General features: G+C 47.0%; 10 protein-coding genes. 7 read left to right on the top strand and 3 right to left on the bottom strand.

The window, feature by feature from the left end:
* The first annotated feature begins 74 nt into the window (after positions 1-74).
* Positions 75-737: a potassium channel family protein gene (locus tag KNO87_RS05115; RefSeq protein ID WP_214695570.1), complete on the top strand. Its 663-nt coding sequence runs from the start codon at positions 75-77 to the stop codon at positions 735-737.
* A gap of 82 nt (positions 738-819) precedes the next feature.
* Here KNO87_RS05115 and KNO87_RS05110 read toward each other — a convergent pair whose 3' ends face one another.
* Positions 820-1,596 carry a Cof-type HAD-IIB family hydrolase gene (locus KNO87_RS05110; RefSeq protein WP_251126751.1) on the bottom strand — a complete coding sequence of 259 codons (777 nt, stop codon included), beginning with the start codon at positions 1,594-1,596 and terminating at the stop codon, positions 820-822.
* Positions 1,597-1,808: 212 nt separating this feature from the next.
* On the opposite strand from KNO87_RS05110, the gene rnjA reads away from it, so the two are divergent.
* The gene (gene rnjA / locus KNO87_RS05105) at positions 1,809-3,476 is read left to right on the top strand and encodes a ribonuclease J1 (RefSeq protein WP_015881254.1); all 1,668 of its coding nucleotides are present in this window, start codon (positions 1,809-1,811) and stop codon (positions 3,474-3,476) included.
* A 57-nt stretch (positions 3,477-3,533) separates the two neighbouring features.
* Positions 3,534-4,991, top strand: a complete 1,458-nt coding sequence (locus KNO87_RS05100; protein WP_214794216.1) for a phospholipase D family protein — start codon at positions 3,534-3,536, stop codon at positions 4,989-4,991.
* A 40-nt stretch (positions 4,992-5,031) separates the two neighbouring features.
* Here KNO87_RS05100 and KNO87_RS05095 read toward each other — a convergent pair whose 3' ends face one another.
* Both KNO87_RS05095 and def read right to left on the bottom strand, forming a co-directional pair.
* Positions 5,032-6,657, bottom strand: a complete 1,626-nt coding sequence (locus KNO87_RS05095; protein WP_214794214.1) for an alpha/beta hydrolase — start codon at positions 6,655-6,657, stop codon at positions 5,032-5,034.
* Between the two features lies 1 nt (position 6,658).
* Positions 6,659-7,198 (bottom strand): peptide deformylase, encoded by a 540-nt coding sequence (gene def, locus KNO87_RS05090; protein ID WP_214794212.1) that lies wholly within the window; start codon positions 7,196-7,198, stop codon positions 6,659-6,661.
* Positions 7,199-7,529: 331 nt separating this feature from the next.
* On the opposite strand from def, the gene pdhA reads away from it, so the two are divergent.
* From pdhA to lpdA, 4 genes are all read left to right on the top strand, one after another.
* Positions 7,530-8,615 carry a pyruvate dehydrogenase (acetyl-transferring) E1 component subunit alpha gene (pdhA, locus tag KNO87_RS05085; protein ID WP_214789099.1) on the top strand — a complete coding sequence of 362 codons (1,086 nt, stop codon included), beginning with the start codon at positions 7,530-7,532 and terminating at the stop codon, positions 8,613-8,615.
* 3 nt (positions 8,616-8,618) lie between these two features.
* Entirely contained in the window at positions 8,619-9,596 is a 978-nt protein-coding gene (locus KNO87_RS05080; RefSeq protein WP_074034993.1) for an alpha-ketoacid dehydrogenase subunit beta, read from the top strand.
* 78 nt (positions 9,597-9,674) lie between these two features.
* Positions 9,675-10,967: a dihydrolipoamide acetyltransferase family protein gene (locus tag KNO87_RS05075; protein ID WP_214794210.1), complete on the top strand. Its 1,293-nt coding sequence runs from the start codon at positions 9,675-9,677 to the stop codon at positions 10,965-10,967.
* Between the two features lie 4 nt (positions 10,968-10,971).
* Positions 10,972-12,384 (top strand): dihydrolipoyl dehydrogenase, encoded by a 1,413-nt coding sequence (gene lpdA, locus KNO87_RS05070; protein WP_074034989.1) that lies wholly within the window; start codon positions 10,972-10,974, stop codon positions 12,382-12,384.

The following is a 12,384-nucleotide window of genomic DNA, read 5'->3' as shown; positions in this document are numbered from 1 at the left end:
AGTTTTGAAAGGGAATCAGTTACACTGAACGAAGAATCAAGAAGAGAACAGGTGTAGGAAAGGGATGTAGCATCATGACAGGTGAATTTGCAGTCATTGGATTAGGACGGTTTGGTGGGTCGATCGTCCGTGAATTGTCTTCAAACGGATATGACGTCCTCGCCATCGATTCAGACGAAGAACGCGTCAATGAGTTTATGGGGCTGGCAACTCATGCGGTTATCGCGGATACGACAGATGAAAATGTGTTGAAGAGTTTGGGGATTCGTAACTTTGAACACGTCATCGTCGCCATCGGTGAAAACATTCAAGCTTCGATTTTAACGACGTTGATTTTAAAGGAACTTGGCGTCCAAATCATCACCGTCAAAGCGACGAACGATTACCATGAAAAAGTTCTCCGTCGCATCGGTGCGGATAACATCGTCCACCCGGAACGTGATATGGGTGTTCGAATCGCAAACGGATTGATGAGCCAGAGCATTTTGGATTATCTAGAGTTATCAAATGAGCATTCGATTGTCGAAATCAAAGCATCAGACAAGCTATCGAATAAATCACTCATCGATTTGGACTTACGGGCGAAGTACGGAGTCAACATTGTCGCGATTCGTCGTGATGATGATGTCCTCATTTCTCCGCAGGCAGATGAGATGATCTTATCGGAAGATATTTTAATTATCATCGGGAAAGATACCGATCTAGACCGGCTCGAGCGAACGTTACGCTCGAAGTAAAAACAAAAAGACCTCTTGAGCGATACCGTGATCGTTGAATCGATTGATCCAACTCGGCGGTTTGACTCAAGCAGGTCTTTTTTTAGATTAACTTCATCGCTTTCAATCCGTATTCGATTCCATCTTCAAGGATTGATTTCGTGACGAAGTCCGCAACGTCCTTCGCTTCAGAACGTGCATTTCCCATGGCAATGCCTGTACCTACATACTGGAGCATAGCCAAGTCGTTCAACGCGTCTCCGAACGCATACGTATTCTCGAGACGATAGCCGTTCGCTTCGATAAAGTGACGAATGCCGTCAGCTTTGCTGGCGCCTTTGTTAATGACGTCCATCGCATGCGGATGCCAGCGGATGAAGTCAAACTCATGATAGGCATCGAGATAGTGATGCTCGTCTTCAGGTGTGCAGTAAAGGAGCGTCTGATACACGTCTTCTTCCGCGTGGAAGTTTGGTTCATAACGAGGGATCGGCATATCGAGCTCTCCAAGCGATTGTTTGACGATGGCGTCATCCGGTTTAGAAGCACCTCCACGGTCTTGTCCGAGATAGACGAGAGTATGGTCGTTCGAAGTGGCGTGAGTCGTCAAACGACCGAGCGCATCTTTAGATAGCGTGTTGCGATACACGATCTCACCTTGATGCACGACGATTTGGCCGTTGTAACAAACGAAGCTATCGATTCCAACGCGCGCTGGGATGTCCGATAACATCGCCGGTCCTCGCCCCGTTGCGATAAACGTCTCGACACCGTTTTCGCGCAGCGCTCGAATTGCTGAAATCGTCGAAGGTGGAATATAGCTGCCTTCATGTAAGAGCGTGCCGTCAATGTCGAAAAAAACAACTTTTTGATCTTCCATGTGATTCACCATTCTTTCTCTTTGTCTAAAAAATATGTTTTTCAAACCTACTAAAAGGATAACACGAAATAGGGAAACTACCACGAATATCACATCGTTAGTGAAATATTGCCATGATATGAGCTATAATGAAAAAAGAATCTTACGGACATATTCGAGAATCACTTATGTTTCACATAGATGTATTAATAATTGAAGTAAGGAGAGATTAAATGAAGTTTGTTAAGAACCACCAAACAGCCGTGTTCGCATTAGGCGGACTAGGAGAAATCGGGAAGAACACATACGTTGTTCAATTCCAAGATGAAATCATCGTCATCGATGCGGGAATCATGTTCCCAGAGGATGACTTGCTTGGGATTGACTATGTGATTCCAGATTACTCGTATTTGATTAAAAACAAGGACAAAGTAAAAGGGGTATTCATCACGCACGGTCACGAAGACCATATCGGGGGGATTCCATTCTTACTCAAGCAAGTCCAGTTACCGATTTACGCTACGAAACTTGCGCTCGGTTTGATTAAAGTAAAACTCGAGGAACATGGATTGTTGCGTGAGGCGGAACTCCATGAAATTGATGAGGATTCACTCATCAAGTTCCGGAAGACGAGTATTTCCTTCTTCCGGACGACACACTCGATTCCGAACTCACTCGGTGTCGTCGTGAAAACACCACAAGGGAACATCGTCCATACAGGTGACTTCAAGTTCGACTTCACTCCAGTCGGTGAACCGGCTGACCTCGCGAAGATGGCGGAGATTGGAAAAGAAGGTGTGCTCTGTCTCTTGTCTGACTCGACAAATGCGGAAGTCGAAGGCTTCACGATGAGTGAGAGCGTCGTCGGCGGAACGATTAGCGAGACGTTCCGTAAAGCGGATGGTCGAATCATTTTCGCAACGTTCGCTTCAAACATTTATCGATTACAACAAGTCGTCGATGCGTGTGCCGAAACAGGACGTCATCTCATGATCTTTGGTCGTTCGATGGAGAAGGTCATGACGATTGGGCAAGAACTCGGATTCATCAACGTTCCAAAAGGGATGATCATTGAAGCGAATCAAATGCGTCACTATGACCCGAATGAGATCGCCATTCTTTGTACCGGCTCACAAGGTGAACCGATGGCAGCGCTTAGTCGAATCGCCAACGGGACACACCGTCAAGTGTCGATCATTCCTGGAGATACGGTCATCTTCTCATCTTCTCCGATTCCGGGGAACGCTATCTCGGTCGGGAAGACGATTGACCAATTGTATAAAGCGGGGGCTGACGTCGTTTACGGGAAGTTGACGAACATTCACACGTCAGGACACGGTTCGCAACAAGAGCAATTGTTGATGATTCGCCTTCTCAATCCGAAATTCTTTATGCCGATCCACGGAGAGTATCGTATGTTGAAGAAACATGCTGAACTCGCTGAATCGGTCGGCATTCCAAAAGAAAATAGCTTCGTCATGGATAACGGGGAAGTGCTTGCCGTCGACTCTGAGTCGGCTGCTGTCACTGGTAAAATTTCTGCGAACGCCGTCTACATTGATGGGAATGGAATTGGCGATATCGGGAATATTGTACTAAGGGATCGTCGTATCCTTTCTGAAGATGGACTCGTCGTCGTCGTCATCAGTATCGATGGCAAGACACGCAAACTCGTTTCAGGACCAGATATCATCTCACGTGGTTTCGTCTATATGCGTGAATCAGGTAGCTTGATTCGTGACGGCGAACGTCTATTGAAGAAAACCGTCGAACAAGGGTTGTCAAATAAACAGATGAAGTGGTCGGAGATGAAGCAACTCGTATCCGATACGCTCACACCGTATTTGGCACAAAAGACGCGGAGACACCCGATGGTCCTGCCGATTATTATGGAAGTATGATCTAACGGGCTGTAGGTGACTACAGCTCGTTTTTTGAACTGTAAAGGAGGAGAGTTTATGGCTAAGGGGAAAGGAAAAATAGGGTGGTTTAAGTGGATTGCGGCCATCATTGCTGTCGTTTTCCTCATCACACTCGTGTATCACCAGGTCAAACCGTTACCGGATGGCGTATCACGACAATCAGAACCTTATCTCATTTCGGATGATCAGATTGATTTTCTTCATGATTTGACATACCAAGGGGAGGATACGGAGATTGTCGAGCAAGAAATTTTTAACGAAGTCGAGCGGGCGATTCGGGAAGCCGAAGAATATATCGTTATGGACTTTTTCTTATTTAACCCTTATTCCAACGAAGATCGGCAATATCCGGATATTACATCACGATTGTCCTCGGCGTTGCTTGAACAAATGGAGCGTTACCCAGACTTGAAGGTCGTCTTTATTACAGACGATATCAATACAACGTATAACGGACACGTTTCCGACCATTTCGATGTGCTTGAGGAGGCGGGGGTAGAAGTCGTGTACACGAACCTCGACGCGCTGCGTGACCCAAACATTTTATATTCCACATTTTATCGGATGGCGATCCAATGGTTCGGCGATAGTCAGGATGGATGGTTGCCAAACCCGATGGCCTCGTCGGCACCAGACATCACCGTTCGTGCCTATTTGAGACTATTAAACATTAAAGCGAACCATCGGAAGGTGATGGTGACAGAAAATGAGGGGTTCGTGTTATCGGCGAATCCACATGATGCTAGTGGATATCATTCGAACGTCGGGGTCCATTTAAAAGGACCGATTTTAAAAGAGGTTGTAGAAGGCGAGCAAGCGGTCGCAACGTTCTCGAAAGGGGATGCCCGACGCTTCCCGGACGACGAGGCACTATCTAGCATCGAGCGTGCACCGACTGAGGCACCGATGGAAATTCGTTACGTCACGGAAGGGAAGATTCAAGAATCAGTGCTCGATGCGATGAATGGAGCGGAGGACGGCGATACGATTTGGATCGGGATGTTCTATTTGGCTGACCGAAACATTATCCAAGCGATCGAGGATGCCGCAGGTCGAGGCGTGACCGTGAATCTGATTCTCGATCCAAACACGAACGCGTTCGGTCGCTCGAAATCGGGCTTGCCGAATTTACCGGTGACGGCAGAACTGAATACCGTCAATCCTGAACAAATCGAGATTCGATGGTATGACGTCGGCAAGGAACAATATCATCCGAAAATCTTATATGTGGACGGAGACGAGAAGACGGTCGTGTTAGGGTCAGGGAACTATACGACTCGGAATATGAACGATTACAACCTTGAAGCAGACGTCGAAGTGAAAGGTGAAGTCGATACAGCTTTCTTTAATGAAGTTGATGATTATTTTAATCGCTTATGGAACAATGAGGACGGAACGTACACGGTCGCATATGATGAGATTCAAACCGATCTACCACTCGGCAAGTACGTGATGTACTGGCTTCAAAAAGTAACGTGGACGATGACGTATTAAACAAACAGCTATCCTCAACATGAGGATAGCTGTTTTGGCGTCAATTCGTTTCGATTGGATTAAACTCGTTCGTATATTCGTACAAAAACTTCCCGGTCTCTTTCAAGACATCGCTTTTACGGTGAAGCGAGAAGTGATCGTACGGGACGGTCTCTGTCTGAATGTTATTCGTATATTCTTCGAGTATCAGAGAACTAGATGGCTCAATTAGATTGAACTCACCGCCTCGTCCGGAGAAGGAGAGCACTTGTACGGAACGTGGCCACGTCTCAAGTTTTGATTGGAACGCCTGTAAGCCGTCCGAATTCGGGGACAAGTCCCGAATGGCAGGGCTCCCGGTATTGATTCCAAAATTACTGGCGGACAGCCCGAAGTTTGCGAGCCGAGTGCCACCAAATGGACTGTCGAACGTGACGAATTTATCGATGATATATGTCTCCTGGTTCAGGATATAGTTGGCAGCGGCAACACCACCCATACTGTGACCGAGAATATACATGCGGTCGAATGAACGATTTCTCGATTTCTTGTACGTCTCGATAGCTGAATTCAACCATTTCGTTTGATTGTTCAATGAAGCCTCTGCATCCTCGAACTCGATTCGAACGATTGGGCGATTCGAGCTATAGTCATAAATTTCACAGTCAGTTTTTCCCTTCACAGTCACCGTACAAAGGGCACCGTCAGTCGCTTGACCGCTCTGTTCCATCGCTTGTGAGAAGCGCAAGAAGGTTCGGTCGGTCCCAAGCAAACCGTGTACCGCGAACGTCGGAATGAATTCGTTCGTTTGTGACGCTTGGCGAATCGCCTCGGATTGCCGCTCATTCGCCAATTCTTGTCGGAATGTACCGACAATCAGTACGAGCGAGAGCGAGACAATCAATAATCCTAACAGTCGTGAGCGAATCGATGTTTCCCTAGGGTTACCGACGTTCCGTCTATACTTACGCCAAATGAAATACCCTAAAATGATCGCTGCCACGAACACGACGATGGTGATCACCCATGCTTTAATATTCGGGACGTGGGCGACGAGTTTCAAATTATTTTGGCGACCGCCGTACACTTGCCATTCGACATGTTTCATGGAGCGAAGGTCGAGACCGGTCCCGTCTTCCACGAACACGCCGGTCGGAACGGTCAAATTAAAGCGGATATCGGCTTGCCGGATATATCGTTCAGCTAATTTCTTTGGTGAACCCGACAGTTCGACACCCGGTAAGTCAACCTGGTCTAGTCTGAGGTCGAGGTTCGTCTGCATCGTATAGGAGTCGAACCAGATGCCGTCTCGCTGTTCGATATCGAACTGAATGTCTGGTGGGACTAAAATACCGGCTGGTCCCGTTTTCCACTCTTCTTTAATTCCTTGCAACTCATCCACATTGCGAAACGTCTTTTTCAAGACCATGCCTTCATAGTCATCGGCACTCGAATAATCTTCGGTTTCGTACCCGTTGTCTTCTGCCTGTTCTTTCCACGTATCCCAGTCGAGCCTTAGATTGAGCAACTTCATCACCGGATGGTCACGGAAAGCGTATGTGGTTTCGAGTGAAACAGATTGATCGTAGTGAACGGTCGCATCGTAATTGATGCGCACACATCCGCCGATTAAAAGAAATAAAAATGGGAATAGTAACAACAGTGCCCTTTTTCTCGAGCTAAACATGTTAAATCGGTTCGCCGTAAGTGTCTAACGGGTTCGATGTATTGATGCGGTCATAAAATAAAATGCCGTCCAAATGATCGAGCTCATGTTGACACACGATGGCACGCATTCCGCGGAGACGCATCTTGATTGGCTGTCCGTCTCGATCGAACCCTTCTAATGTAATTCGACGAAAACGAGGTACGTTTCCTTTGACCACGCGGTCGACCGACAAGCAGCCTTCCCCACCATTTAAAAACGTTTGTTCAACGGAATGGCTTGTGATTTTAGGGTTGAAGATGGAAAGCTTAAACGTTTCTTCCTCTTCTTGTAGCAAGACTGTGAAGAAACGACGGTTCACACCGAGTTGTGGCGCGGCAATGCCAACTCCACCTCGTAACTCGTATTTTTCGCTCATCTCTGGGTCTTGACTATTGACGAGGAACGTCTCCATCTCGTCGAGTAACGCCAAATCTTCTGTAGTTGGCGGAATCGGTACTTCGGTTGAGCGCGCGCGGAGTCGCTCGTCTCCTTCGCGAATCACGTCTTTCATCGTTAACATATGCAACTTCCTTTCTGTAAAACGTATATGATTGATTATATCATATTTAAACAGGAAGGAATGTGGATGGTACAGAAGGTGAAACGAAAATGATACAGAGACAAAATGAATGTCATATGCCTTGAATGTAAGCGTTTTATTTCAGTAAGCATATTTTTTGCGTTATTATAACAACCCGTTTTATACTAACTAGGAAACGGCAGGAGAGCATAACTTTCCTGAATTACGTTAATACAGATTGCTTTTTTGGACAGATACACGTAAGATTTGAGATAGTGTTTGATCACAAAAAAGACAATTGTCTCATAGTTGAAAGGATGAGGTGAAACGAATGAACAACGTTCAGGTACTTCAAAACGTGGAAGAAAACTTCCAAACGTTCCGTATTCTCGACGAGAAGGGTGAGGTCGTCAACCAAGACGCAATGCCTGACCTAACGGACGAGCAACTTCAGGAACTCATGCGCCGCATGGTCTATACTCGAATCTGGGACCAACGCGCCATCTCACTTAACCGTCAAGGACGCCTAGGATTCTACGCGCCAGTGGCAGGTCAAGAAGCGACGATGATCGGGACGCAATACGCGCTCGACAAAGAGGACTGGATTCTTCCAGGATACCGTGATATTCCACAACTCGTATTCCACGGACTTCCGCTTTATCAAGCGTTCTTGTTCTCACGTGGACACGTGGCAGGAAACCGCATCCCTGAAGGTGTCAACGTATTGATGCCGCAAATCATCATCGGTGCACAAATCATTCAAACTGCGGGTGTGGCTATGGGCCTCAAACGCAATGGCAACAAAAATGTCGCTATTACTTACACAGGTGACGGTGGCTCATCACAAGGTGACTTCTACGAAGGATTGAACTTTGCAGGTGCATTCAAATCACCAGCAATCTTCGTCGTTCAAAACAACCGCTTCGCTATTTCAACACCAGTTGAAAAGCAAACAGCAGCTAAAACGATCGCGCAAAAAGCTGTTGCAGCTGGAATCAACGGAATTCAAGTAGACGGAATGGACGTTCTTGCAGTGCTTGCAGCGACACAACAAGCTCGCGTAGATGCACTTGAAGGAACACCTACACTTATCGAGTCACTCACTTACCGTTACGGACCACACACGCTCGCTGGGGATGACCCAACACGTTACCGTACAAAAGAACTCGATACAGAGTACCAAGAAAAAGATCCACTCGTACGTTTCCGTCTCTTCCTTGAGAACAAGAAACTCTGGAACGAAGACATGGAGAACGAAGTGATCGAGCAAGCGAAAGCTGACGTGAAAGATGCAATCAGCCAAGCGGACAAAGAACCAAAACAAAAAGTTTCGGACTTCATCAACAACATGTTCGAAGAACTTCCTTCAAACTTGAAAGAACAGCTTGAAGAATATACTGCAAAGGAGTCGAAGTAAGTTATGGCTCAAATGACAATGATCCAAGCGATTACTGATGCGATGCGCGTTGAAATGAAACGCGACGAGAAAGTACTTCTCTTCGGAGAAGACGTTGGTAAAAACGGTGGGGTATTCCGTGCAACGGAAGGTCTCCAAGACGAGCTCGGCGAAGACCGTGTCTTCGACACGCCACTCGCTGAATCAGGGATTGGTGGTCTTGCAATCGGTCTAGGTCTTACTGGATTCCGTCCGATCATGGAAGTTCAATTCTTCGGATTCGTATTCGAAGTATTCGACTCAATCGCAGCTCAAATGGCACGTATGCGTTACCGTTCAGGCGGCGCTTACAGCCAACCAATCACAATCCGTTCACCATTTGGTGGTGGAGTTAAGACACCTGAACTTCACGCGGATAGCCTTGAAGGTTTGATGGCTCAGACACCTGGTCTTAAAGTTGTTATTCCATCAACTCCGTACGATGCAAAAGGTTTGTTGATCGCGTCAATCCGTGACAACGACCCAGTTGTGTTCCTCGAGCACATGAAATTGTATCGTTCATTCCGTGGCGAAGTACCTGAAGGTGATTACACAATCGAACTCGGTAAAGCAGATGTGAAACGTGAAGGTACAGACGTTTCAATCATCACTTACGGTGCGATGGTGCACACTTCACTTAAAGCAGCGGAAGAGCTTGAAAAAGAAAACATCAACGTTGAAGTCATCGACCTCATGACAGTGAGCCCGCTTGATATCGACACAATCGTAGAATCTGTTAAGAAAACAGGTCGTGCGATCGTCGTTCAAGAAGCACAACGTCAAGCAGGTATCGCAGCGAACGTTGTAACTGAAATTCAAGAACGCGCAATTCTTCACCTCGAAGCACCAGTTCTTCGAGTAACTGCACCAGACACAGTCTTCGCATTCGCACAAGGTGAAGACATGTGGTTACCAGACCATAAAGATGTCGTTGCAAAAGTTAAGGAAGTTGTGAACTTCTAAGATCGTGTCGAATAAACGATGAGGGAGAGTGTTCTCCCTTGTCGTGTTTACATGATGAATTGATGGGAGGAAAAACCAGTGGCAGTATTTGAATTTAAATTACCAGATATCGGTGAAGGTATTCACGAAGGTGAAATCGTCAAGTGGTTCGTAAAAGCAGGGGATACGGTCAAAGAGGACGATGTTCTTTTAGAAGTACAAAACGACAAAGCAGTCGTTGAAATCCCAGCACCAGTAGACGGTACAGTCAAAGAGGTTAAAGTTTCTGAAGGTACAGTTGCCGTAGTCGGCGACGTCCTCATTACATTTGACATCGAAGGCGACGCACCAGCAGGTGAAGAAGAAGAAACACCTGAACAACCGAAAGCAGAAGAGAAAACGGAAGACGTGAAAGAAGATGTGAAAGAAGACGCGCCACGCGACGTTCAACTTCACAAATCTGAGCGTGTCATCGCAATGCCATCTGTCCGTAAATATGCACGTGAAAAAGGTGTCGACATCCGTGAAGTGAACGGTTCTGGCGACAACGGTCGCGTCTTAAAAGAAGACATCGATGCATTCGCGAACGGCGAAGCACCGTCTGCAGAAGCTACAACAGAGAAAACAGATTCTGTAGCACCAGCAGCCGCTGCGAAAACGGAAATCAAGCCTTACGAGTCAGCGACTCCAGAACTTGAAACACGTGAGAAAATCCGTGGAATCCGTAAAGCCATCTCGAAAGCTATGGTTAACTCGAAACACACTGCACCACACGTTACACTCATGGACGAAGTCGACGTTACAAAACTCGTCGCACTCCGCAAAGACTTCAAACAAGTCGCGGCTGACCAAGGCGTGAAACTCACGTACTTGCCATTCGTCGTGAAAGCATTGACTGCTGCAGCGAAAGCATTCCCAACAATCAACGCTTCAATCGATGACGTGAACGAAGAAATCGTCTACAAAAACTACTACAACATCGGGATTGCAGCTGACACGGACAACGGACTCGTTGTACCAGTCGTAAAAGATGCAGACCGTAAATCAATCTATGCACTTGCTACAAACATTAACGAACTTGCAGGTAAAGCTCGTGAAGGCAAGCTCGCTGGGGAAGACATGAAAGGCGGATCGATCACAATCACAAACATCGGTTCAGCTGGTGGACAATGGTTCACACCTGTCATCAACCACCCAGAAGTTGCGATTCTCGGTATCGGCCGTATCGCTGAGAAAGCTGTCGTGAAGAACGGTGAAATCGTTGCTGCGCCAGTACTTGCACTTTCATTCAGCTTTGACCACCGCCTCATCGACGGTGCGACTGCACAAAACGCTCTTAACATGGTGAAACGCTTGCTCGAAGACCCAGCACTTCTAATGATGGAGGGATAAGAACATGGTAGTAGGAGAATTCGCACAAGAAACTGATTTGCTTGTCATCGGTGCCGGTCCTGGTGGATACGTTGCCGCAATCCGTGGCGCACAGCTCGGAATGAAAGTAACAATCGTTGAGAAAGGCAACTTCGGTGGTGTTTGCTTGAACGTCGGTTGTATCCCATCGAAAGCTTTGATCACAGCAGGACACAACTTCCAACACGCTAAAGGACATGATTCAATGGGAATCTCGTCTGACAACGTGTCAGTGGACTTCACAAAAGTTCAAGACTGGAAACAGTCAGTTGTTAACAAATTGACTGGCGGTGTCAAAGGTCTCCTTAAAGGAAACAAGATTGAAATCGTTCAAGGTGAAGCTTTCTTCGCTTCTGAAGACACAGTCCGTGTCATCACTGAAGACAGCTCAACTCCTTACAAATTCAAAAAAGCGATTGTCGCGACTGGTTCTACACCAATCGAGATCCCATCGTTCAAATGGTCTAAACGCGTCCTTTCTTCAACTGGCGCATTGGCACTTCCTGAAGTACCGAAGAAACTCGTCGTCATCGGCGGTGGATACATCGGTATGGAGCTCGGTACTGCATACGCTAACTTCGATACAGAAGTTGTCGTTGTAGAAGGCGCTAGCGACATCTTGTCTGGTTTCGAACCACAAATGACGCAAATCGTTAAGAAGAAGCTCAAACAAAAAGGGAACGTCACAATCCACACGAACGCACTTGCTAAAGGTGTCGAAGAAACGGAAGACGGCGTAACTGTTAAGTTTGAAGTGAACGGTGAAGAGCAATCTGTTGAAGCGGACTATGTCCTCGTCACAGTTGGTCGTCGTCCAAACACAGGCGACATCGGTCTTGAGAACGCGGACGTGAAAATCAGCGACCGTGGCATCATCGAAATCGATGACCAGTGCAAAACTTCGAACGAAAACATCTACGCAATTGGTGATATCGTTCCTGGACCACCACTTGCACACAAAGCATCTTATGAAGCGAAAATCGCAGCAGAAGCAGCAGCAGGTAAGCCAGCTTACCTCGACTACTCTGCAATCCCTGCAGTCGTCTTCACAGATCCTGAACTCGCAACTGTTGGTTACACAGAGCCACTCGCAAAAGAAGAAGGACTCGAAATCACAGTTTCGAAATTCCCATTCGCAGCGAACGGTCGTGCACTTGCACTTGACGAGCCAGACGGCTTCATGAAGCTCATCACACGCAAAGAGGACGGTCTCTTGATCGGTGCTCAAATCGCGGGTACTGGCGCATCAGATATGATCGCTGAGCTTGGTCTCGCAATCGAGGCTGGTATGACTGCTGAAGATATCGCACTTACAATCCACGCTCACCCATCACTCGGTGAGATGGCAATGGAAGCTGCTGAAATCGCAATGGGCATGCCAATCCACGTCGTTAAATAA

This window comes from Exiguobacterium sp. s34, from assembly GCF_018617435.1.
GTDB lineage: Bacteria > Bacillota > Bacilli > Exiguobacteriales > Exiguobacteriaceae > Exiguobacterium > Exiguobacterium aestuarii.
The sequence above is the reverse complement of the archived record's forward strand: the minus strand, read 5'-3'. Positions and strand labels throughout refer to the sequence as shown.